Annotated in this window: 13 protein-coding genes and 1 riboswitch; of the genes, 10 read left to right on the top strand and 3 right to left on the bottom strand. The window is 70.3% G+C overall.

Going from position 1 to position 24,611, the window contains the following annotated elements; genetic code table 11:
- Window positions 1–116: 116 nt before the first annotated feature.
- Entirely contained in the window at window positions 117–782 is a 666-nt protein-coding gene (locus ACFVWY_RS10710; RefSeq protein WP_389869570.1) for a DUF305 domain-containing protein, read from the top strand.
- Window positions 783–854: 72 nt separating this feature from the next.
- Here the strand turns inward: ACFVWY_RS10710 and ACFVWY_RS10715 are convergent, their stop codons facing one another.
- On the bottom strand, window positions 855–2,519 hold the full coding sequence (locus ACFVWY_RS10715; RefSeq protein ID WP_389869573.1) for an ABC-F family ATP-binding cassette domain-containing protein: 1,665 nt from the start codon (window positions 2,517–2,519) through the stop codon (window positions 855–857).
- A 561-nt stretch (window positions 2,520–3,080) separates the two neighbouring features.
- A riboswitch (cyclic di-AMP (ydaO/yuaA leader) is annotated at window positions 3,081–3,246 on the top strand.
- A 66-nt stretch (window positions 3,247–3,312) separates the two neighbouring features.
- Between ACFVWY_RS10715 and ACFVWY_RS10720 the strand changes: the two genes are divergently transcribed.
- Window positions 3,313–3,744: a transglycosylase SLT domain-containing protein gene (locus ACFVWY_RS10720; RefSeq protein ID WP_389869715.1), complete on the top strand. Its 432-nt coding sequence runs from the start codon at window positions 3,313–3,315 to the stop codon at window positions 3,742–3,744.
- A 6-nt stretch (window positions 3,745–3,750) separates the two neighbouring features.
- Here ACFVWY_RS10720 and ACFVWY_RS10725 read toward each other — a convergent pair whose 3' ends face one another.
- Entirely contained in the window at window positions 3,751–4,068 is a 318-nt protein-coding gene (locus tag ACFVWY_RS10725) for a hypothetical protein (RefSeq protein ID WP_389869575.1), read from the bottom strand.
- Window positions 4,069–4,391: 323 nt separating this feature from the next.
- On the opposite strand from ACFVWY_RS10725, the gene ACFVWY_RS10730 reads away from it, so the two are divergent.
- The 3 genes from ACFVWY_RS10730 (at window position 4,392) to ACFVWY_RS10740 (ending at window position 8,115) form a co-directional block, all read left to right on the top strand.
- On the top strand, window positions 4,392–5,789 hold the full coding sequence (locus ACFVWY_RS10730; RefSeq protein ID WP_389869577.1) for an APC family permease: 1,398 nt from the start codon (window positions 4,392–4,394) through the stop codon (window positions 5,787–5,789).
- A 180-nt stretch (window positions 5,790–5,969) separates the two neighbouring features.
- Window positions 5,970–7,022: an NAD(+)/NADH kinase gene (locus ACFVWY_RS10735; RefSeq protein ID WP_389869580.1), complete on the top strand. Its 1,053-nt coding sequence runs from the start codon at window positions 5,970–5,972 to the stop codon at window positions 7,020–7,022.
- Between the two features lie 196 nt (window positions 7,023–7,218).
- Window positions 7,219–8,115 (top strand): DMT family transporter, encoded by an 897-nt coding sequence (locus tag ACFVWY_RS10740; RefSeq protein ID WP_389869583.1) that lies wholly within the window; start codon window positions 7,219–7,221, stop codon window positions 8,113–8,115.
- A gap of 105 nt (window positions 8,116–8,220) precedes the next feature.
- Here the strand turns inward: ACFVWY_RS10740 and ACFVWY_RS10745 are convergent, their stop codons facing one another.
- Window positions 8,221–8,811 (bottom strand): lytic polysaccharide monooxygenase, encoded by a 591-nt coding sequence (locus tag ACFVWY_RS10745; RefSeq protein WP_389869585.1) that lies wholly within the window; start codon window positions 8,809–8,811, stop codon window positions 8,221–8,223.
- A 948-nt stretch (window positions 8,812–9,759) separates the two neighbouring features.
- Here ACFVWY_RS10745 and ACFVWY_RS10750 point away from each other — a divergent pair.
- The 5 genes from ACFVWY_RS10750 to ACFVWY_RS10770 are packed head-to-tail and all read left to right on the top strand — an operon-like array spanning window position 9,760 to window position 24,603.
- On the top strand, window positions 9,760–10,662 hold the full coding sequence (locus tag ACFVWY_RS10750; RefSeq protein ID WP_389869718.1) for a sterol desaturase family protein: 903 nt from the start codon (window positions 9,760–9,762) through the stop codon (window positions 10,660–10,662).
- 49 nt (window positions 10,663–10,711) lie between these two features.
- Window positions 10,712–20,134, top strand: coding sequence for an amino acid adenylation domain-containing protein (locus tag ACFVWY_RS10755; protein ID WP_389869588.1), 9,423 nt, complete (start codon window positions 10,712–10,714; stop codon window positions 20,132–20,134).
- Entirely contained in the window at window positions 20,124–21,806 is a 1,683-nt protein-coding gene (locus ACFVWY_RS10760; RefSeq protein ID WP_389869591.1) for a phytoene desaturase family protein, read from the top strand. Before ACFVWY_RS10755 ends, ACFVWY_RS10760 begins: the two co-directional genes overlap by 11 nt.
- Window positions 21,803–23,551, top strand: coding sequence for a phytoene desaturase family protein (locus tag ACFVWY_RS10765; protein ID WP_389869593.1), 1,749 nt, complete (start codon window positions 21,803–21,805; stop codon window positions 23,549–23,551). The genes ACFVWY_RS10760 and ACFVWY_RS10765 overlap by 4 nt, the downstream gene beginning before the upstream one ends.
- A complete protein-coding gene (locus ACFVWY_RS10770; protein ID WP_389869595.1) occupies window positions 23,548–24,603 on the top strand; it encodes an MDR family NADP-dependent oxidoreductase in 1,056 nt (351 codons plus the stop codon). Before ACFVWY_RS10765 ends, ACFVWY_RS10770 begins: the two co-directional genes overlap by 4 nt.
- Window positions 24,604–24,611 lie beyond the last annotated feature (8 nt).

The following is a 24,611-nucleotide window of genomic DNA, read 5'->3' on the forward strand; positions in this document are numbered from 1 at the left end:
CGGGAAACCGCCGGTTCACGGCCCAGGGTGTCAGACCCCTGGGGCCGAACCGGCCGGATCACCCTGCCCTTCCGCGCGCCACGGACGTGGCGCAGCCACCTGGAAAGAGAACTGTGATGTCCGTTGTTCCGCCCTTCGCCGCCCGCCGCCGTCGTACGCTCGCCGCGGCCGGGACCGCCGCCGCACTCGCCCTGGCGCTGACGGCCTGCGGTTCCTCCGACGACTCCTCGGACGACTCGTCCATGCCGGGCATGGATCACGGCTCGGCCAAGGCGTCCGCCCCGGCCGCCGCCGGTACGTTCAACGACGCGGACGTGGAGTTCGCCCAGCAGATGATCCCGCACCACCAGCAGGCCATCGAGATGGCGAAGCTGGCCGACGGCCGGTCCGCCGACGCCGAGATCACGAAGCTGGCCGCCGCGATCGAGAACGCCCAGGACCCCGAGATCAACACGATGAAGGGCTGGCTGACGTCCTGGGGAAAGCCGCTGCCCGACTCCTCGATGGGTGACATGCCCGGGATGGACCATGGCTCGGACGGCGCGGGCATGCCCGGAATGATGTCCGACAAGGACATGGCCGACCTCAAGGCCGCCAAGGGCAAGGACTTCGACAGGAAGTTCGCCCAGCTCATGATCGGTCACCACGAGGGCGCGGTCACCATGGCCGAGGACGAGCAGAAGGAAGGCGGGAACGCCGAAGCGAAGAAGCTCGCCGAAGCCGTCGTCACGGCCCAGACCGCCGAGATCGAGCAGATGAACAAGATCCTCGACCGGCTCTGACCCGGCAGGGGCGCGGGCCCCGTACGGCGTCCGTACGGGGCCCGCGCCTCCCGCGTTCCTGCCTGCCCGCGCCTACGCGGAGGTCACGGGCGCGGCGAGCAGTTCGGCCACCTCCTCGGCGGTGATCTCCCGCAGCTCCTCCTCGGCCAGCAGCCACCGGGTGGTGCCGACCGCTTCGAGGAACGGCAGGTCGTGACTGGCGATCAGCAGCGCCCCCTCGTAGGACTCCAGCGCACCGGTCAGCTGCCGCACACTGGCGAGGTCGAGATTGTTGGTCGGCTCGTCCATCATCAGCAGCTGCGGGGCGGGTGCGGCGAGCATCGTCGCGGCCAGCGCGGCACGGAACCGTTCGCCGCCCGAGAGGGTGCCCGCCGGCTGCTCGGCGCGTTTCCCCTGGAAGAGGAAGCGCGCGAGCTGGGCGCGGATGTGGTTGTCGGTGATCCCGGGAGCCATGCGGGCCGCGTTCGCCGCCACGCTCAGCTCCGGGTCCAGCACATCGAGCCGCTGCGGGAGGAACCGCGTCGGCACGTAGGTCCTGGCCTCGCCGGACAGCGGGGCCAGCTCGCCGGTGAGCGTGCGCAGCAGCGTCGTCTTCCCCGCGCCGTTGCGGCCGACGAGCGCGACCCGTTCGGGGCCGTGCACCTGGAGGTTTCCGTCGCGCAGGCGGCCGAACCGGGGGCGCAGTTCGCTCACGGTCAGTACGGTGCGCCCGGCGGGCACCGCGGTGTGCGGCAGGCTCACCCGGATCTCGGCATCGTCGCGGATCGCGTCCGCGGCCTCCTCGCGCCGCTCGCGCGCCTCACTGAGCCGCTCCTCGTGGACGCCGCGGAGCTTGCCCGCGGACTCCTGGGCGGACCGCTTGCGGCGGCCGGCCAGGATCTTCGGCAGGCCCCCCTCGATCTCGGCCTTCTTTCCGGTGCGCTGACGCCGGGCCAGCTTCGTACGGGTCTCCTCCAGTTCGCGCTTCTGGCGGCGTACGTCCGCCTCGGCGGCGCGGAGCATCCGGCCGGCGGCCTCCTGCCCGGTGGCCACGGCCTCCTGGTACGCCGACCAGCCGCCCCCGTACCAGTTCACCGATCCTGCGCGCAGTTCGGCGATGCGGTCCACGCGCTCCAGCAGCTCGCGGTCGTGGCTGACCACGACCAGTACGCCCGAGTGCCAGGAGTCGACGGCCTCGTACAGCCTCTGGCGCGCGAACAGGTCCAGGTTGTTGGTGGGTTCGTCCAGGAGCAGGATGTCGGGCCGTTCGAGCAGCAGCGCCGCCAGGCGCAGCAGCACGGTCTCCCCACCGGACAACTCGCCCACGGTGCGGTCGAGTTCGACGCTGCCGAGGCCGAGCGAGCCCAGGGTCGCCAGGGCCCTTTCCTCGACGTCCCAGTCGTCGCCGACCGTCTCGAAGTGCTTCTCGTCGACATCTCCGGACTCGATGGCCCGCAGCGCCTCGCGCCGCTTCGCGATGCCGAGCGCGACGTCCACCCGCAGGGTGGTGTCGAGAGTGATGTTCTGCGGCAGGTACGCGAGGCTGCCGCCGATGGTCACCGAGCCTTCGGACGGGCGCAGCTGCCCGGTGAGCAGCCGCAGCAGAGTGGACTTGCCGGCACCGTTGTTGCCGACGAGTCCGATCCGGCCGCGGCCGATGCTCAGCGAGAGCCCGTCGAAGACCGTGGTGCCGTCCGGCCAGCGGAAGGTCAGGGCCGAGCAGGTGAGAGAGGCGCTGGGGGCGGTGGGTGTCGCCATGGTTTTCCTCGCAGTCGCGGGTCGCAATGAAGGGGGGATTCGTATGCGAGCACCACGCGACCGGGCGGCGGAGAAAAGGTACGGCGGTCCTGGAGATCGAGGGACGGCTCATGCACCGAGGTCGCATCCACGCGAGGTCACGGGCAGTGCGGAAGCACTGCGGCAACGTGACGTGCGTACGGCGGGATGCCGTACGGCGTGGTGTTCGCGGACCTCAGATGCGCAACGTCCACCTCTATCGGAGACAACAGGACGTGAAAACCATAACGGCGGGGAGCTGGGTTGGCAACGTCCGCCGACCTGCGGGGGAGGTGCGTGGAGCCGGATGCGGAATGCCTCTTTCGTTATTCCGTGGCGCGAGTCACACCCTGCCCGTGGTGACGGTGCCGCGCGCTCCGGAACCCTTTTCCCGCAAGGGCCGGGCCCGGTCGGTGTGAGGTGGGTTACGGGGAATTCGGCTTCTTGATCTTGTATGCGAACTACCTGCGGAAAATAGGGTCTTGTCCGCTTCGGCTTCCCTCGCCTACGGTCTCCCTCAATCCGGGCGGAACGCCGAATCCTGCCGCTGTCCGGCCCATTCCGACCACTCGTGTACGGCAGGAGCGGGGAACCCAGGTACGTCGCCGGTCCGGACACCGGGCGGCTCGGGGTGAAGCCGCGCTCTCGCGCGGCCGGGCAGCTCCAGCCCGAACCCGACAGCTCACCTCGCAGGCGACGGAGAGGAACCACCATGACCTTCACCGGTACGCGCCGTCGACGCACCGCCACCTCGCTGACCAGGGGCTTCATAGGCATGGGCACGGGAGTGGCCGCGCTGCTGCTGCCGCTGCTCGGTGCCCAGGCCGCCTCGGCGGCACCGGCCCCGCAGGCCATCACCGCGACCGCCGCGCAGCCCGCGGCCTACACGGACGATCTGGACGGCTGGATCAAGGAATCGCTCGCCGTCATGGCCGAGCACAGCATCCCCGGCAGCTACGAGGGAATCCACCGCAACATCATGCGCGAGTCCTCCGGCAACCCGCTCGCCGTCAACAACTGGGACTCCAACGCCGCCGCCGGAACCCCGTCCAAGGGCCTGCTCCAGATCATCGACCCGACGTTCCTCGCCTACCACGTGCCCGGCACATCGACGGACAGCTTCGACCCCGTCGCCAACATCGCCGCGGCGTGCAACTACGCCGCCGACCGGTACGGTTCCATCGACAACGTCAACGGCGCCTACTGACCCCGGTCACTCCGGGGCGGATCCCGCCGCCTGCTCCGGTTCGGCGCGGGGCGGGAGCGGCACGGTGGCCGCCGCCCCGTTCCGCACCGCCCGCACCGCGGCTTCGTGCAGGCGGCGGCTGTCCTCCTCCGAACAGCACGCCACGGGGCTGCCCGCCATGGTGAACCAGTCGATCGCCCCCGAGTACTGCACCGTGATCTGGGCCGTGTCCTCGGCCCAGGTCGTGTGCACCGTCAGGTCCCCGGACAGGACTCCGACCTCCTCCGTCAGCACGCCACCGTGCCCGGAGAACACACCACAAGTCGTCCACGACGCCCAAGCCATGCATCCAGGCTGGCACCGGGGCGGCGAATGCGCGACCCATGGGCCCCGCCCGCGCGCCGGATGCTGGACACGGGCGAAATTTTCCGTCCGTCCCCCCTTCGGTTCCCGCACCGCCGATCTCCGGACGCCTCCTACCCAGTTCACGTCAAATCGTCGAAGAAGGTTGCTGGAACAACGGATTCCGTAGGTGAACACCTCTTGACCTGCGGAAGACGTCAGGATTGCATGGCGCGCTGGGAGCGACGAAACCACACTTCATGTCCTCGTCTGGAGGCGATACCGCTCCCGTGCTCAGACACCGCACTTTTGATCGGAACCGCACGATGACCGACACGCTCAGCGCACCACAGGCACTCGCCCCGGCGACCGGCCCCACCCCCCAGAAGCTCAAGCGCTCCATCGGCGTCGTGGGCGGCACGCTGCTCACGCTCTCCTGCGTGACGCCCGCCTCGACCCTCTTCGTGGTCGTGCCGGACCTCTTCTCCAGCCTCGGTACGTACACCGCCCTGACCATCGCCATCGGCTCGCTGCTCTGCGTCGCGGTCGCCTTCTGCTACTCGGAACTGGGCACCCTCATTCCCAGCGCCGGCGGTGAGTACGCCATGGTGTCGACCATGGCGGGACGGCTCGCCGGATGGCTCGTCTTCGTGCTCTCGCTGCTGGTCGTGATGATCGTGCCCCCGGTGATCTCCATGGGGACGGCGGACTACCTGGCGCCCCTCGTGCACATACCGGCCCCCATCGCAGGCGCCGGAGTCATGCTGCTCGCCACCCTCGCGGGCCTGCTGGACCTGCGCGCCAACGCGTGGATCACCGGAATCTTCCTGGTCCTCGAAGTGATCGCGGCGGGCGTCGTCGCCGTGCTGGGCTTCGCCCACACCGAGCGCGGCGGATCGGCGCTGGTGCACGGCACGGTCGCCACGACCGGCGGTTCCCACTCCACCGTCACCGCGATGATGGTGATCTCCGGACTGGCCATCGCGCTCTTCATCACCCAGGGCTTCTCCACCGCCGTCTACCTCTCCGAAGAGCTGGAGAACCCGCGGCGCAACGTGGCCCGCACCGTGCTCGCCACCCTCGCCATCTCCAGCGCCGTCATCCTGATCCCGGTCATCGCCATCACCCTGGGTGCCCCGGACCTGGAGGCCCTGACCTCAGGCGACCTCAACACCATGGTCGCCGCCTGGTCCAACTCGGCGGTCGGCACCTTCGTCAGCCTCTGCGTCGCCCTCGCGATCATCAACGCGGGCATCGTCATGGTCATCCAGAACTCCCGGGTGCTCTTCGCCTCGGCCCGCGACAAGGCATGGCCCGCACCGGTCAACAACGCCCTGGCCCGGCTCGGCCGGTTCGGCTCGCCGTGGGTCGCGACCCTGCTCGTCGGTGTTCCCGGGGCGGCGCTCTGCTTCGTCAACCTCGACACCCTGTACGGCGTCACCGGCGTCTCCGTCACCGCCATGTACCTGCTGGTCGCCGTCGCGGCCCTGCTCTGCCGCCGCGGCACCCACCGCGAGGCACCGGCCTGGCGCATGCCGCTCTGGCCCGCCGTGCCCGTGCTGCTGATCGCCGTGCTGGCGTACATCCTGACCCAGCAGGAGGCCGAGTACCTGCTGTGGACCGGCGGCATCACCGCGGTCGCCACGCTCTACTGGGCGTTCTACCTGCGGCCCCGCCGCGAGACCCGCTGGCTGGTCAGCATTCCGGAGGACGCCCAGCCCTGACCGGGGCGTGTTCCGCGCGGTGTCCGGCCCGCCGGTGGAGATCCTCCACCGGCGGGCCGCGCCCGTCCCTGTCCGTCGCCCGACCGGGCGCAGCGCCGCCCCGGCGACGGGCGGACCCGCCCGGCCATGCCCACAGTGGGACGCAGGGGGCGTCGTCGGAACACGGGGAGCAGTGGCGGGATGGGCGTCCAACGCGTCGGAATCGTCGTACATCAGGGCCGCCCCGAGGCCGTCATCACCGCCGGTGTCGTACGCGACTGGTGCGCCCGCGAAGCGATCCCCTGCACGGACATCGACGTGTGGAGGGGGGACGGACACAGGCGCGGCGGGCGCGAGGAGGCCGACGTCGCCGGGAACCCCGATCTGATCGTGACACTCGGCGGCGACGGCACGTTCCTGCGCGGCGCCAGGATCGCCGCGAAGAACGACGGCGCCGTGCTCGGGATCGACCTGGGCCGTGTCGGCTTCCTGACCGAGGTGCCATCCGGTGACGTGGTGCGGGCGCTCGACGCCGTCCACCGGGGCCGGGCGGAGTTCGAGGAGCGCATGACCCTGACCATGCGGGCCTCCCGGGTGCTCGAAGTGCCCCCGGACATCGACGCCCTGATGGGCTACGGGCGGCGACCGATGCTGCCCCCGCCGCAGGTCGCCCCGGACGCGGAGGCCGCGGCGGAGGGCTGGGGAGTGGCACTGGACGTCACCGCCCTCAACGACATCGTCGTGGAGAAGCTCGCCCGGGACCGGCAGGTGAGCCTCGGCGTCTACATCGGCGGCCGGCTCCTCGCCGCGTACTCCGCCGACGCCGTCATCATGGCGACGCCCACCGGCTCGACCGCGTACAGCTTCGCCGCCGGCGGCCCGGTGGTCTCACCACGCATGGACGCGGTCCTCTTCACCCCCGTCGCGGCGCACATGACCTTCGACCGCACCGTGGTCGCCGCGGCCGACGAACCGATCGCCGTACGGGTCCTGCCGCACTCCGGCCAGGCCGCGGTGACCATCGACGGCCAACTGCGCGGCGTGCTGGACGCCGGGGACTGGCTCGGGGTGTACGCGGCACCGCGCCGCCTGCGGATCGTCCGGCTCGGTCCGCACGACTTCTACGGTCGCCTGCGCACCCGCCTGCGCCTCACGGACGCACCCGCCGCGGCGGCCGACGGCGAGAGCGCGCCGCTCTTCCGCCACGACGGGCCGGTCCCGCACGACCTGACCCACCTCCACCTCGCCCCTTAGGACTGTTGCCGGATCCCCGCCGACGGATCCGGCCGACGCCGCTATAGTCGGCCGCTGCGGGACAGCGGCCACGGGGAGGGGCGAGCGCGGCCACCACCGGCCGGGCGTTCCGTGCCTCCCTCCTGCTGGGCCGTGGACGACGCCCGGGAGGGCTCGTGCCGCCCGCACCGCCGCCATCCACGGAAGGGGCCACGCGATGCCGGCCGTCCTCGTACTCCTGCTGTCCGGCACCTGGCTGCTGTCCGGCGCCCTGGTCACCGGGACCGACCCGCTCATCGTCGCCGTGGGCCGCACGGCCGTGTGCTGCGCCGTGCTCACCGCCGTCGCGGCCACCCGCGCGGACGGGCGGGTGGCACTGCGCCGGGCCGCCGCCCGGCCGGGCACCGTATGGCTGCTGGGCCTGCTCGGTTTCGCCGGATACGCGGCAGGGACGCTCCTCGCCATCTCCCGGATCGGGACCTCGCTGGCCAACATCGTCGTGGCGTTGCTGCCGTGCGCCACCGTGGCGGTCGGCGCCCTGTTCTTCGGCGAACGCACCGGGGCCCGCGGCGTGGCCGGCGCGGTGCTCGCCTGCGCGGCGGCCGTCGGGTACGCGGCGCTCGGCGCCGAGGCAGGGGACGCGGACGGGACCGGTCTGCTGCTGGTCGCGGGGGCGACCGTGGCGTTCGCGGTGTACGGCTTCCTGTACCGGAAGCGGATGTCGCGTCTGCCGCCGCTCACCGTGCTGCCCGTCCTGCTCGCGGCCGCCACCTGTCTGCTGCTGCCGATGGCCCTGCCCGCGCTGGTCTCACACCCCCCGACGCCCGCCGCGACCGGCGGGATCGTGCTGCTGGGCGGAGCCGTGTACGCGCCCGCCTACCTCGTGCAGCACCGGCTCATCCTGCTGCGCGGGCCGGTCTTCACGGCGGCTGTGCAGCTGGCGGTCCCCTTCACGGTGCGTCTCGGTGACGGGGTGCTCGGCTCCGCACCCGCGCCCTCCGCCGCGGAGCTGCTGCTGCTCACGGTGTGCTGCGGCGGCATCGCGCTCGTCACGGTACAGCCGGGGCCGCGACGGCTCGACGGTGCGGAAGCGGAAGACGCGCAGGCGCAATGAGAGAGGGACGGGGCCGGGCTGTTCGGGGCCCGGGTTCCAGGCGCCGGCGGCCTGTTGCCCGGGGCGGGGGCCGCCCCGGGCAACAGGACCTGGTGCGAGCCGGACTCAGAAGGTGACGTCCGAGCAGGCGTAGAACGCGTTGCCGGTGTCCGAGATCGTCCAGACGCCGAGGATCAGGTGCTTGCCCGACTTCTGGGGCAGCACCCCGGCGTGGGACACGGTGGACCCCGGCAGACGGCCGCCGAAGGGCACGGTCAAGAACGGCTGCGGATCCAGGTCGGCCCTGGTCAGCGGCTTCGTGGGGTCGTAGCCGTCCTTGGTGATGTAGTAGCGGAAGTCGGTCGTGGCGTGCCGGGCCTCGATCTGCCAGCGGAAGGTGTAGCTCTGTCCGGCGGTGACCCGCGTCGCGGGCCAGGCGCCGCCGCGCGGGTCGTCGAGCTCGGAGAACCGGCCGATGCCACCGGCGCAGATGGTGCCGTCGACCGGGCCACGGGCGGGGAATCCCTTCGGCCCTTCGACGCTCGGCGGCTCCCACTGGATCTGGCCGCAGTTGCGCACGGTGCCGATGCCGCAGAGCTGCTGACGGCTGATGGGGGCGTCGGTGTAGCCGTGTGCCTGGGCGCTGCCGGTGGTGGCGAGCAGGGAGGCTCCGGCCATTCCGAGACCCAGGACGAATGAGGTGATCCTTCTGCGCATGCTTCGCTCCTGAGGGAGGTGTGGGGGCGCTGCGAGACGAGTGAGGGAAGGGGTGCCCCACCCTCACTAGGTCTAGACCAACTAAAAGACTAGTCAGGGCAATTGGTCATGTCCATACCATCGATGCGCCGCTGTGCGGCGAGGTCCGTGAGTGCGCCGCAACCGCTGACCGGGTGACGGTCAAGGGCATCGAACGGGCCATCGCCAACCAGATCTGGACACGTGAGCGCATGGTGTCGCGGTCGGCCCGGCGGCCCGGTGGGGAGATGCGTGCGGTCGCGGTCTTCTTCGGGCTTACAGATCAAGGGAGTTGACCGCACTCGGATGACAACTACGGGGAATTCACCAGGCAATGGACTATTCGGCCCTGCCTGATCAGGTGGCCGGGGTCGACTACCGGACATCCGTGATCACCGTCGGAGGTGAGCGCGCGGTGGTCATCGGGGTGAGGGTGTGCCGGGGTGGTGCGTGCGCGGGCGTCGCCGCTTCAAGGGGCTCTGAGGGTCAGGCAGTTGAGCGCGCATGCCGGGCCGGGTGAATTCCGGCACCTCGCCGAATGAAGTCGCCGATATGAAAAGTAATTAATATGCGTGGCATTTTGGGGTGGCTTGGGGGGCGCTCTTGATTTTGTCGCGCCCGTCGCAATGCACCGTCACGCGGCTTGAATTCGACGGTTGAGTCAGCTCATCAGGGAAAAATTACTAGGGCGGACCCCGGTGGCAACGCCCAGGCCCGCGGAGCCCATAGAGAGGCTCCTTTCGCACTTGAGTCCCATTCTCCGCGCGTGACAGGTGGCGAACATTCGTCCGGTCGCGTGCGTTCGCAGGTAATCAATCAGATTCTCGCGCATGGCCCGCGCGCCCTTGTGCGTGCTGCCCCGTGCTGGTTCCTTCCGAAAAGGTGCTGAGAGTGGAAAGTCGCGAACCGCTGCCCGGCGGTGGCCCGGAGGTGAGTTCCGGTCGGGCTCGGGGTCAGGATACTTCGGCATTCTCCACGCGCGCGGTCCTGCGCGTGTCGGCGTACCCGTTCCTCCTGGTGAGTACGGTCTTCGTGGGTGCCGCCGCGCTTCAACTCGACTGGGATCCCGGCCGCGTGAGCCCGCTCTTCCTGATCGGCGTCATCGTCTACCTCACCGCTCTCGAACGCCTGATCCCGCACCAGCGGTCCTGGCATCCGGACATCCGCGAATGGCGTTGGTACGGTGCCTACTTCCTGCTGACGATGGCGGCCAGCGCGGTCGCCCAGTATCTCGTCACCGCGATGGTCGCGAGAATCGCGCCGCGCGAGCCGGTGCTCAATCTGTGGGCGGAAATTCCGGCAGCGCTGCTGACCGGTTCCCTGGCCAGCTACCTGGTGCACAGGCTGGGGCACACCAACGCCGTGCTCTGGCGGCTGCATGGCGTGCACCACGTGCCGGAGAAGGTCAACGTCGCGAACAATGGCGTCAATCATGTCCTCGACATCGTTCTCGCGCAGGGCGCCGTCCAACTGGCGCTCTCGTTGGCCGGGTTCTCCCGTGAGTCGGTGTTGGTCGTAGGCCTCTTCGTGGCCGCCCAGGGCTATTTCGTCCACGCCAACATCGAAGTGCGCATTGGTTCGCTCAACCACCTGCTCGCCAGTCCGGAGCAGCACCGGCTGCACCACAGCACCGACCTGTCCGAGGCGGGCCACTACGGCTCGGACCTGTCGATCTGGGACCACCTCTTCGGCAGTTACACCTGGCGGCCCGGCCGTGAACCGGTCGCGGTCGGCCTCGGTGACCCCGCGTCCTTCCCGTCCACCGGGGAGATCGTTTCCAGCCTTCTCCACCCCATGCGCCGTGCGAAGGCGCCCGGAACCGGTCCCGCCTGAACTTGCTTTTCCACGCCGTGCCGCGGCGCCACGACCTAGGAGTACGACCTTGCCCGACATGAACAGCGCCTCTGTGAGCGACAAGGTAGCGATCATCGGTATGGGGTGCCGACTGCCCGGCGGCGCGTCGGACCATCGCTCCTACTGGCAGAACCTCATGGCGGGAAAGGACTGCATCACGCCGACGCCTGCCGACCGCTACGACGTCGGCAGCCTCGGCAGCAGACACAAGGACAAACCTGGACGCCTGGTCGGTGGCCGCGGTGGATACATCGACGGGTTCGACGAGTTCGACCCGGCCTTCTTCGGGATCAGCCCGCGTGAGGCCGACCACATGGACCCGCAGCAGCGGAAGCTGCTCGAAGTGGCCTGGGAGGCGCTGGAGGACGGTGGCCAGCGGCCCGCGGAGCTCGCCGGCAGCAACACCGCCGTATTCGTCGGTGCGTTCACACTGGACTACAAGATCCTCCAGTTCTCCGACCTGGGCTTCTCGTCGCTCGCCGCGCACACCGCCACCGGCACGATGATGACGATGGTCTCGAACCGTCTCTCGTACTGCTTCGACTTCCGTGGCCCGAGCCTGTCGATCGATACGGCGTGCAGCTCCTCGCTGGTGGCGGTGCACCTGGCCTGCCAGAGCCTCAACAAGCGGGAGACCGACCTCGCGCTGGCCGGTGGCGTCCTGCTGCACATGGCCCCGCAGTACACCATCGCCGAGACGAAGGGCGGATTCCTCTCGGCCGACGGGCGCTCGCGCGCCTTCGACGCCGGGGCCAACGGCTACGTCCGGGCCGAAGGCGTCGGGCTGGTCGCACTCAAGCGGCTGGACGACGCCCTGCGCGACGGCGACCCGATCCACGCGGTGATCCTCGGCGCGGGCGTCAACCAGGACGGCCGCACCAACGGCATCACGGTGCCCAACGCGGACGCCCAGGTCTCCCTCATCCGACGTGTCTGCGGCGAGGCCGGAATCACCCCCGGCGACCTCCAGTACGTCGAGGCCCACGGCACCTCCACCCCGGTTGGCGACCCGATCGAGGCGAACGCGCTGAGCCGGGCCCTGTCCGTCGGCCGCCGTCCCGGCGCGCCCTGCTATGTGGGCTCGGTCAAGACGAACATCGGGCACACCGAGTCGGCGGCAGGCATCGCCGGACTGATCAAGACCGTGCTCTGCCTCAAGCACCGCATGATCCCGCCGCACATCAACCTGGAACGGCTCAACACCGCCATCGACCAGGAATCCTCCCCGTTCCGTATCCCGACCGAGCCGACTGTCTGGCCCACGCACGAAGGACCGGCACGGGCCGGAGTGAACTCGTTCGGCTTCGGCGGAACCAACGCCCATGTCGTACTGGAGCAGGCGCCGGACCGGGCCGTGGCACGGCCCGAGCCCGACGAACGGGCTTGGAACATCCTGCCGTTGACGGCTCGGGCTCCGGAAGCGCTGCCCGAGCTGGCGGAGGGCATCCGCCGTGAACTGGCGGGCGCCGACGGCCCCGCGGTCGCGCTGTCCGACCTCGGACACACCCTGGCCCACCGGCGCCAGCACCTGGAATCGCGGCTCTCGGTGGTGTACTCCTCGCGAGCCGGACTCGACGAAGCCCTCGCCGCCCACGTCCAGGGCGAACCGCACCCCGGCCTCGTCCACGGAAAACAGCTGGAGACCGAACAGCGCGGCCTGGCCTGGGTCTTCACCGGAATGGGCCCACAGTGGTGGGGAATGGGCCGCCAGTTGCTCGACGGCGACCCCGTCTTCCGCGAGGCCATCACCCGCTGCGACCGTGCCATCCGGGCGATCGCGGGCTGGTCCCTGATCGAGGAGATGCGGGCCGACGAAGCGGAATCGCGGATGGCCGAAACCTGGCTCGCGCAGACCGCCAACTTCGCTGTGCAGATCGGCCTCGCGGCGATGTGGCGCCACTACGGGGTACGGCCCGACGCCATCGTCGGCCACAGCACCGGGGAGGTCGCCGCCTTCTACGAAGCGGGCGTGTACACCCTGGAGGACGCGGTGAAGGTGGTGATTCACCGCAGCCGGCTCCAGCAGAAGCTGACCGGCACCGGCACCATGCTCGCCGTGAGCCTGCCCGAGGAGGAGGCCCAGGCCAGGGTCGCCCCCTTCGGGGACCGGGTGTCGGTGGCCGCCGTCAACAGCCCCTCGGCGGTCACCCTGGCCGGTGACCGGGACGCGCTCGCCGAGCTGGCGGGCCAGCTCCAGGCCGAGCAGGTCTTCGCCAAGTTCCTCACCGTGCAGGTCCCGTACCACAGCGCCGGAATGGAGGCGATCAAGGACGAGCTGCTGGCCTCGCTGGAGGGGCTGAACCCTCGGCCGGCGACGGTCCCGCTGTACCTGACCGGGCAGGAGGGAACCGCACACGGCACCGAGCTCGACGGGCACTACTGGTGGAAGAACGTCCGTGACCGCGTCCGGTTCCGTTCGGCCGTCGAGCAGCTCGCCGACGACGGATTCGGGCTCTTCCTGGAGATCGGCCCGCACCCGGTGCTGGGCCATTCCATCCGCGAGTGCCTCGAAGACCGGGCCACCGCCGTCCGGACCTTCCCGTCGATCCGCCGCCAGGAGGACGAAGCCGGGCGCTTCGCCACCTCGCTCGCCGAACTCCACAACCTCGGTGTCTCCATCGACTGGCGCACCCTGTACCCGGCGGGCAGCCCCGTCGTCCTGCCCCGCTACCCCTGGCGGCGCGACCGCTACTGGACGGAGCCCGCACCCGTCGCCGAGGTCCGCCTCGGCCACATCGACCACCCGCTGCTGGGCCGCCGCACCCAGGACACCGAGCCGACCTGGCACGCCACCCTGGACACCGAACGGCTGCCGTACCTCGACGACCACCGCATCCAGTCCACCGTGGTCTTCCCGGCGGCGGGCTACCTGGAAATGGCCACGCAGGCGGTCCGCTCCCTGACCGGCGGCACCCACGCCGTGCTGACGGACATCGAGTTCCGCAAGGCGCTGTTCCTGCCCGACGGCGAGGACCGGGACGTACGCCTGAGCCTCTCCTCGCAGAACGCGGCCTTCACCATCGCGTCCGCCGGAGCGGACGAGAGCGGCCGGGCGGTGCACGCCAGCGGCGTCGTACGCTCCGGTCAGCCACGCCCGGCCGGACCCCGCGCCGACACCGCGGCGCTCCGGGCGCGCACCCAGCGGCAGCTCGACGGCGCGGACTGCTACGCGGCCCTCGCCGAGCTGGGCTACCACTACGGCCCGGCGTTCCGGGCCATCGAAGAGGTGTGGATCGGCCACGGAGAAGTCCTCGCCCGGCTCCGGCCGCCCGCCGCGATCGGTGACGACGCGGCCGGACACCACATCCATCCGGTACTCCTCGACGCCTGCTTCCAGTCCCTGCTGGCCACCCAGCTGCCCAAAACGCGGAGCACGGGCGGACCGGAACAGCAGAACACCGGAATCCGGCTGCCCCTGTCCATCGACGAAATGCGCCTCGCCCCGGTCGGCGACCGGCCGATCTGGGTACACGCACAGGTGACCCGCGACAACGGGGACGAACTCGTCGGCGACATCGAGCTCTACGCCGATGACGGCGAGCCCCTCGGCGGCATCCACGGCTTCCGCGCCGCCGACGTGGAGAAGGCGTCCACGACGGTCGGCCTCGGCACGATCGACGCCTGGCTGGCCGAGACCGTGTGGACCGACAGCCCCTCCGCCGAGGACACCGGCCTCCCCTCGCCGACCGGCGGTCCCTGGCTGCTGTTCGCCGACCGCCAGGGCGTCGCCGATGCCCTGAAGGACCTGCTCACCGCACGCGGCGAGCGCTGCCACCTGGTGCGTCCGGGGGACACCTACAGAAGAAGCGACGACGGCGAAGCGTTCACCATCGATCCCGGGGCCGACACGGACTGGGAGCGGCTCTTCACCGAACTCGGCACGACCAGCGGCGGCCCGGACAGCACGAGCCGCACGCATGGCCCCGTCGGCACCCTGGTGCACCTGTGGAGCCTCGACCTGCCCCGGCTCGCCGAGGCCGCCCCGCGGGACCTCGTACGCCACAACGGCAACGGGGCCTACTCGCTGATCGCGCTCGCCCGCACCCTGCTGCGCCGCGAAGCGACCGGACGGCTGCACATCGTGACCCGCGGCACGCAGAACACCGGACCCGGCGACACCGTCGAACCGCTGGGCGCGCCCGCCTGGGGGGTGGGGCGGGTGCTCCGCCACCAGGAACTGCTCTCCCACCCCGGCAAGCTGATCGACCTGGGTACCGCCCCGCGGGGCGACGAGGGCCGAGCGGCCGAGGCCGGTGCGCTGCTCCGGGAACTGCTCACCGCTGACGAAGAGGAAATCGCCCTGCGCGGTGAGGCGCGCCTCACCAGCCGCATCCGGCAGGCGGAGCAGCTCACCCGTCCCCTGCCCCTGAGCCTGCGCACCGATGGGAACTACCTGGTCACCGGTGCCTTCGGCGCGCTCGGGCGACTGCTCTGCCGCACGCTCGTACAGCGTGGGGCACGCAGCCTGATCCTGATCGGGCGCACCGCGCTGCCCGAGCGCTCCGCCTGGCGGGACCTGGAACCGGACAGCGCCGCGGGCCGCGCCACCGCCTTCGTCAAGGAGCTGGAGGCACTCGGAGCGCGGGTCGTCCTGGCACCGCTCGACATCACCGACGAAACCTCGTTCACCACCTGGCTCGACGCCCACCGCCGCACCGATCCGCTCCCGGTGCGCGGGGTGTTCCACCTGGCCGGGCAGGTCCGCGACACCCTCGTCGAGGACATGGACCGCGGGACCTTCGCGGCAGCCCACGACCCCAAGGCCGTCGGCGCGTACCTGCTCCACCGCCATCTGCGGGACGAACCGCTGGACCACTTCGTCCTGTTCGCCTCCATCGCCTCACTGCTGACCACGGCGGGCCAGACCAACTACGCCGCGGGCAACGCCTTCCTGGACGCGCTGGCCCAGCACCGCCGGACTCTTGGTCTGCCGGGGCTGAGCGTGGACTGGGGGCCGTGGGCCACCGGCATGATCGAGGAGCTGGGGCTCGTCGACCACTACCTCCACAACCGCGGGATGAGCTCGCTCGCACCGGACGTCGGCATGGCCGTACTGGAACGCGTCATCGGCCAGGACCGTGCCCAGCTGCTCGTCGCCACGGTCGTCGACTGGCCGGTCTTCCTGGCCTGGTACGCGGCACCGCCCGCGCTGGTCTCCGAGCTTGCCGCGGCGGCCCCGGCCGGGACATCCGGCGGCCCCGGCGAGGGCGTCCTCGACGCCTTCCGCCACGCCGACCCGGCCGCGCGCGTGACCCTGGTGACCGGACGGTTCATCGAGCTGACCGCGTCCGTGCTGCGGACCAGCCCCGAACGGATCGACCCGCTGGCCGGACTCAACGCCCTGGGTCTGGACTCGCTCCTGGCGATGGAGCTGCGCGCCCGGCTCAGCTCCGAGCTCGGCGTCGCCCCGCCCGTGGTGGCCCTGCTGAGCGGCACGCCCGTGGCCGAGCTGATCACCCAGCTCTACGATGCACTCGCCGAGCTGGTCGCACATCAGGCCGGGGGAGCCGACCAGGAAGCCGTCGAGGTGTTCGAGGACGAGTTCCGGCACCCGCTGACGCAGAACCAGAAGGCCCTGTGGTTCCTCAGGCAGCTCAACCCCGAGGGCTACGCCTACAACATCGGAGGCGCCGTCGAAGTCAGGGTCGCCCTCGACCCCGACCTCATGTTCGAAGCCGTGCGCTGCATGGTGGCACGGCACCCCGCGCTGCGGACCAACTTCCTCACGGTCGACGGCGTTCCGCTCCAGCAGGTCTCGCGCGAGGCGAACGCGGACGTCGCGCTCTTCGACGTCCAGGGCCAGGAATGGGAGGACATCCACCGCACCATCGTCGCCGAGTACCGCAAGCCGTACGACCTGGAACGCGATCCACTGTTCCGCTTCCGGCTCTTCAAGCGCGGTGAGGACCGCTGGGTGATCATGAAGGCGGTGCACCACATCGTCTCCGACGCGATCTCCACCTTCACCTTCATCGAGGAACTCCTCGCGGTGTACGAAGGGCTGCGCCAGGGCCAGGCGCCCTCGCTGCCCCCGGTCACCGCCCGCTACCTGGACTTCCTCAACGCGCAGAACCGCTTCCTGGCCGGACCCGCCGCACCGCGCATGTTCGACTACTGGCGCACGCATCTGCCGGCCGAGGTCCCCACCCTGGAACTGCCCGTCGACAAGCCCCGTCCCGCCGTGCAGACACACAACGGCGCCTCGGAGTTCTTCGTCCTGGACGCCGCGCTCACCGCCCGGGTGCACACCCTGGCCCGTGAGCACGATGTGACCCCCTTCATGGTGCTGCTCAGTGCCTACTACGTGCTGCTCCAGCGCTACTCGGGCCAGGACCAGGTGATTGTCGGCAGCCCCGTGACGGGCCGCACCGAGCAGGAATTCGCCTCCGTCTACGGCTACTTCGTCAACCCGCTGCCGCTCCACGCCGACCTGTCCGGCGATCCCTCCGTCGGCCAGCTGCTGCAGCAGGTCCGGACGACCGTGCTGGGCGGCCTGGACAACCAGGAGTACCCGTTCGTCCTGCTGGTCGACAAACTGGGACTCCAGCACGATCCCAGCCGCTCCGCGGTGTTCCAGGCCATGTTCATCCTGCTCACCCACAAGGTCGCCACCGAGAAGTACGGCTACCGGCTCGAGTACATCGAACTGCCCGAGGAAGAAGGCCAGTTCGATGTGACCCTGTCCGTCTACGAGGACGAGGCGGATCACCGATTCCACTGCGTCCTGAAGTACAACACCGACCTCTTCGTACCCGAGACCATGCGGCGGATGGCGCGGCACTTCACCGCGCTGGTCGACAGCATGACCGGGGCTCCGGCGGACCGGCCGACCTCCCGGCTGGAGATGCTGGACGCCGGGGAGCGTGAACGGCTGATCGGTGAGTGGAGCGGCGCCGCGCACCTCGCTCTGCCCGCCGCGCGGGAGGACGGGGCGGACGGCTTCCGTCCCGTGCACCAGCTGATCGGCGAGACAGCCGCCCGCCGCCCCGATGCCGTGGCCATCACGGTTCCGGCGCCCCGAGGGGCCGCCCGCCGGATGACGTACGCGGAACTGGACCGCCGGGCCGAGGAGTCCGCCCGGCGGTTGCGCGGGCTCGGGGTAGGCACAGGGTCGGTCGTGGCGCTCTGCCTCGACAAGTCGCCCGATCTCCTCGTCGAGCTCCTCGCCGTCCTCAAGGCCGGCGGTGCCTACCTCCCGGTCCCGGCCGACCACCCGGCCGACCGGGTCGCCCACGCGGTGCGGACCGCGGGCGCGGCCCTGGTGCTCACCGCGGACGACGCGGGCCGCGACCGCCTGGCGGAGCTGCCGGCCCGGACGCTCACCCTGCGGGAGCTGCACGAAGCCGCCCCGGCGGGCGAGCCGGGCCCTTCCGCCACCCCGGTGGACCCGGACTCACCGGCGTACGTCATCCACACCTCCGGTTCGACCGGCCTCCCCAAGGCCGTGCGGGTCAGCCACGGCAACCTCGCCTCGGCCTACGGAGCCTGGCTCCAGGAGTACCGGCTGGACCGCGATGTCCGCGTCCACCTCCAGATGGCCGCCCCGTCGTTCGACGTCTTCACCGGTGACGTGGTGCGCGCGCTGTGCTCGGGCGGCAACCTGGTGCTCGTCGACCGGGACCTGCTCTTCGACACCGAGCGCCTGTACGCCACGATGCGCGAGGAGCGCGTCGACTGCGCGGAGTTCGTGCCCGCCGTCGTGCGCGGCCTCATGGAGCACTGCGAACGCCGTTCGCTGCGCCTGGACTTCATGCGCCTGCTGGTCGTCGGTTCCGACGTGTGGAAGGTGGGGGAGTACCGCAGGCTCCAGGAGCTGTGCGGTCCGGGTACCCGCCTGATCAACTCGTACGGGGTCACCGAGGCGACCATCGACAGCGCCTGCTTCGAAGGGCCCGCCGACGACCTGGAGTCCGGGCGGATGGTGCCGATCGGACGGCCGCTGGGCAACACCACCCTTCATGTGCTCGACCGGCACGGTGAGCCGGTCCCGCCCGGCGTCCCGGGCGAGCTGTGGATCGGCGGCGAGGGAGTGGCCCTCGGATACGCGGGCGACCCCGAACTGACCGACAGCCGCTTCGTCACCCGTGCCCTGAGCCGGGAGCCGGGCGCCGGCCCCGTACGCCTCTACCGCAGCGGTGACGCGGCGCGCTGGGACGCGGACGGCCGGATCCACCTGCTCGGCCGCGCCGACGACCAGATCAAGCTCCGGGGGCACCGGATCGAGCTCGGTGAGATCGAGGCACATCTCGCGCAACGGCCCGAACTGGCCCGCGCGGTCGTCACCGTGCGCCCCGACGCCCGGGGAGAGGACGTGCTCGTCGCCTACTGCGTACCGGTCGACGGAGCGGCCCCGGACCGGCGCGCGCTGCGGCGGCACCTCGCGGACCAGCTCCCCGGGTACATGGTTCCGGCGCACTTCGTCACCGTGTCGCAGCTGCCGCTGACCGCCAACGGCAAGGTCGACCCGACCGCCCTGCCGATGCCCCGGTTCGATCTGGACGACGAGCCCGAGGAGAAGCCGCGCACACCCTTCGAGGTGAGCATGGCCCGGCACTGGAAGGAACTGCTCGGCCTGGAAAGGGTCGGTCTGACCCACGAGTTCTTCGAGGTCGGCGGCAGCTCCATCAAGCTGATCGAACTGATCCACCGGCTGCGCAAGGAGTACGGCGTCGGCATTCCCGTCAGCCTGCTCTACCGGGTGACCACCCTGCACGGGATGGCCGCGTCGCTGGAGCGCATCGCCACCGGTTCGGTCTTCGACGACCTGCCCTACCTCGGCTTCAACAGTGACCAGGAGCGGACCGTCTTCTGCTTCCCGCCAGCCGGTGGCCACGGTCTCGTCTACCGGGAGTTCTCCGCCAGAATGCCGGAGCACCGGCTGATCGCGTTCAACTACGTACCCGGCCCGGACAAGGTCGCCCGCTACGCCGACCTGGTCGAGGCCGACCAGCCCCGGGGCCGGTGCCTCCTCCTCGGCTACTCGCTCGGCGGCAACCTCGCGTTCGAGGTGGCCAAGGAGCTCGAAGGCAGGGGACGCGAGGTCGCGCATGTGGTCGTGCTGGACTCGCACCGCATCGTCGAAGCGTACGTACCCGGACCGGAGCACCTCGAGTTCTTCGAGGCGGAACTCTCCGAGCACCTGCGCAAGCACACGGGATCGGACGCCGTGGCCCGCGAAACCATGGACCAGGCCGCCGAATACGTGGCCTTCTGCGGGCACACCCCGAACCTGGGAACGGTGTCCGCGACGGTCAGCGTGATCACCGACCAGGAGAAGACGGCGCTCTACGCGGCGGACGCGAGCGGCACCTGGCACGGCAGCTCCACCACGGCCACAGCAGTGCTGCGCGGCTCCGGCGTGCACGCGGACATGCTCGACCCCAAGCACGTGGCCCGCAACGCCGAGCTGGTGCGCGACATCTTCCGGGAGGGCGGCGCGGATGCCCGCTGACGCGGAAGACGAGTGGAGCACCCGGGAACGCGCGGCGGACGGAAGGCCCCGGGTCATCGTGATCGGCGCGGGCGTCGCGGGCATGTCCACCGGGTGCTACGCGCAGATGAACGGGATGCGCTCCCGCATCTTCGAGAAGCACGTACTGCCCGGTGGCTGCTGCACCGCCTGGTCGCGCGAGGGCTACATCTTCGACTACTGCATCGAGTGGCTGATCGGCACGGCCGAGGGCAACGAGGCCAACCAGGTGTGGCGCGAACTGGGAGCGCTCGACGGCAAGACGATCACCAACTTCGAGATGTTCAACCGGGTCGTCGACGAGACCGGCCGCTCCGTGACGTTCTACAACGACCCGGACCGGCTGGAACGCCACCTGCTGGAGCTCTCACCCGCCGACGCCCGGCTGATCCGCACCTTCTGCCGGGACCTGCGGCGCTTCACCCGTATCGAGCTGTACCCCTTCCTCACCGCCCCCGCGCTGCGCACCGTACGGGAGCGGGCGGCGCTGCTGCGGACCGTCCTGCCCGCGTTCCGGCTGTTCTGGCGTACGGCGGCGACACCGATGCACACCTTCGCCGACCGGTTCCAGGACCCGCTGCTGCGCCGGGCGTTCCGCAACATCTTCTTCCAGGACCCGGAAGGCTTCCCGCTTCTGCCGTACCTGTTCAACATGGCGGGCGCCCACCACCAGAACGCCGGTTTTCCCCAAGGGGGTTCGCTGGGCCTTGCCCGGTCCATCGAGGACCGCTACACCTCACTCGGCGGCCAGATCAGCTACCGGGCACGCGTCGAACGCATCCTCGTCGAGGACGGCCGCGCCATCGGGATCGAGCTGCGCAACGGCCGGCGCTACTACGCCGACCACGTCGTCTCCGCCTGCGACGGCCACACCACGATCCACGGACTGCTGGAGGGCCGGTTCACCGGCCCCCGGATCGACAAGCTGTACGACGAACTGCTGGACCGGCCCGGATCCCTGTTCCCCGCAGTGGTTTCCGCCTTCGTCGGGATCAAGGGCGAACTGGACGGAGACCGGGCCCACAGCACCACCTACCTGCTCCCGCCCGAGGACGCCGGGCGACTGCCCGGCGGCCTGCAGAACAGCGTCGTCGTCCAGATGCGCTCCGACTACTCCGACGGCTTCGCCCCGCCCGGAAAGTCGGTGATCCACTGCACCTACTTCAGCGACTTCGGGTACTGGAAGGCGTTGCGCTCCGCGGACCGCAAGGCCTACCGCGCGAAGAAGCAACAGGTGGCCCGGTTCGTCGAGGAGTTCCTGGAACGCACCATGCCGGGGATGGGCGACCGTATCGAGCTGGTCGACGTCGCATCACCGGCCACGACCCGGCGCTACACCGGCAACCACGACGGCTCCATCCTGGCCTGGAAGGCGTTCTCCGAGGCCGACGACATCTCGGCCAAGCTGGTCGGCAAGGACCGCATGCGCCTGCCCGGCCTGAGCGGATTCTCGATGGCCGGGCAATGGGTCGGCATGGGCGGACTGATCCGGGCCGCGTCCACCGGACGCTTCGTCGTCCAGTACCTCTGCGACGAACTGGGAGTCGGGTTCACCGCATCCGAGAGCCGGGGTTCCGAGCCCTGGCATCCCGGAAAGCTGGGGCGGCTGCCCCAGCTCGACAAATGGTCCATGCGTGGTGACACCCGGACATGAACACCGAGGAGAGCAGGATCGTGCCGCGTTCCGAACGACAGTCGATGATCATCATCGGCGCAGGGCTGGGCGGTCTTTCCACCGGCTGCTACGCGCGGATGAACGGCTACCGGACCCATGTCCTGGAGATGCACGAGCTGCCCGGCGGCTGCTGCACGGCGTGGGACCGCGGCGACTTCCGGCTGGACCCCTGCGTCAGCTGGCTGCTGGGCAGCGGCCCCGGCAACGAGATGCACCAGATCTGGCTGGAGCTCGGCGCGCTCCAGGGCAAGGAGATCCGGCACTTCGACGTGTTCAACGTCGTGCGCGGCACGTGCGGCCGGGCGGTGTACTTCTACTCCGACCCGGACCGGCTCCAGGCCCACCTCACCGCACTCTCACCCGCGGACTCATCCCTGATCAGGGACTTCTGCAAGCAACTGCGGGCCTTCCGGCGCTGCCTCGCCGTCTATCCGTTCCTCAGGCCCGTCGGACTGATGCCCACGATGGAGCGCTGGCGCATGCTGGCCTCCTTCATCCCGTACTTCAACGTCGTCCGCAAATCCATCAGCGTCCTCATGACCGACTACTCGGCGCGCTTCAAGGACCCCCTGCTGCGCGAGGCGTTCAACTTCATCCTGTACGAGAAGCATCCGGCCTTCCCCGTACTGCCGTTCCACTTCCAGCTCGCCTCACACGCCAACCTCTCCGCGGGCGTCCCCGAAGGGGGTTCGCTGGGACTGGCCGAGTCGATCGAGCGGCGCTACCGGCGGCTCGGCGGCGAGGTGACGTACAACGCCAAGGTCGAGGAGGTACTGGTCGAGGACGACCGAGCGGTCGGGGTGCGGCTCAGCGACGGACGCGAACTGCGCGCCGACATCATCGTCTCGGCCTGCGACGGCCGCACCACGATGATGGACCTGCTGAAGGGCCGCTACCTCAACGAGGACTACCACCGCCTCTACACCCACACCATCGAGCAGCCCGGCATGGTGTTCCCCGGCTACTTCACCCTCTTCCTCGGCCTGCGCCGCGAATTCCCCGACGCCGACCCCTGCACCACCTATCTGCTCGACGAGAAGGAGGCGGCGGAACTCACCGGCATCCGGCACCCCAGCGTCAACGTCCAGTTCCGCAACCGGCACTACCCCGAACTGTCCCCGGCCGGGACGAGCGTCGCCTACGTCACGTACTTCTGTGACATCGCCCCCTGGCGCGCCCTGGACGAAGGCCCGGAGCAGGCGACCCGCAAACGGGGCGGCCAGGAACTGCACACCCTTCCGGTCCGCCACGGCAAGGGCTACTACGCGGCCAAACGCCGGGCCCGCGAGACGCTCGTGGCCTTCCTGGAGCAGCAGCACCCGGGGATCTCGGACGCGATCGCCGTACGGGACGTGTCCAGTCCCCTCACCCAGGTCCGCTACACCGGCAACTACGACGGCACGGTGCTCGGCTGGCAGCCCTTCGTCGAGAGCGGGGAAACGCTGGAGACGCTCATCAAGAAGCACGGCCCCGGCCTGCCGGGACTGGGCAATTTCTACCAGTCCGGCGTCTGGGCGACCACCGGCGGACTGATCCGCGCGGCGGCGGCCGGCCGCCACGTCATGCAGTTCATCTGCCGCGACGACGGGCGCGCCTTCACCGCGTCCGTCGACGACTGCGGCCCGCCGCCGACCCACCGGGTCATCGAGGTGGGCCCCCGGCCGGTGCCACGGCCCGTCACGGAGGGCCGTCCGGCCCTCGTCGAGCGAAGGGGAACGGGATGAAGGCCAGGAAATGGGTGGTCCGCGAGCACGTCGAGGGCGTACCCGACATCGCCAGGATCTACGGACAGGTCGAGGAGGAGCTGGATACCAGGCTGGCCCCGGACGAGATGCTCCTGCGGACCCGCTACGTATCGGTGGACCCCTACCTCCAGGGCATCGCGCTGGACACCCCGCTCGGCGCGCACATGGGGGCCGACTCGATCATGGAAGTGCTGGAGGCGGGCCCGGAAGCGCCTCACCGGCCCGGGGACCTGGTCCAGGGATTCGGCGGGTGGCGCTCCCATCTCGTCAGCAACGGAGCGGCGACTCCCTGGCAGACCGGGACGTTCCCGATGGTCTTCCCGGCCTTCCGCCGTCTGGATCCGGAGTGGTACGACGACGTGCTGCCGCTCCCGACCGCGCTCAGCGCCATGGGCGGCCCCGGGATGACCGCCTGGGGCACCCTGACCAAGTTCATGTCCGTCAGCCCGGGAGACACCGTCGTGGTCAGCGGCGCCTCCGGATCGGTCGGCTCGCTCGTCGGCCAGTTGGCCAAACGCGCGGGCGCCCGGGTGGTCGGCACCACCTCGTCGACGGAGAAGGCGGACTACCTCGACGAGCTGGGATTCGACGCGGTCGTCGTCTACCGCCACGGCGATGACGCCGAGGCCGTGCGGGACGCCCTCCAGTGGGCCGCGCCCGACGGCGTCGACAAGTACTTCGACAACCTGGGCGGCACCGTCACCGACGCCGTCTTCTCCATGCTGAACGTGGGCAGCCAGGTCGCCGTCTGCTGGCAGTGGGCCACCCAGGTGGGCCGTGAGGCCGTCGGGCCCCGGCTGCTGCCGTACATCATGTTCCCGCGCGCCCATGTGCGGGGGATCTTCTCGCTGGAGTGGTTCACCGAGGAGAACTGGCGAGCGCTCCACAACGAACTGGGCGGCCTGATCCGACGGGGAGAGGTGCGCTGCGGCCACACGCTCCACCAGGGCTTCGAGAACATCCCCGACGCCTACCAGAGCCTCTACCAGAACACGAGCGTCGGCCGGGGCAAGGTCCTGGTCGAGCTCTGAACCCGCCT

It is taken from the genome of Streptomyces sp. NPDC058195 (genome assembly GCF_042883525.1).
In the GTDB taxonomy this organism is placed as follows: domain Bacteria; phylum Actinomycetota; class Actinomycetes; order Streptomycetales; family Streptomycetaceae; genus Streptomyces.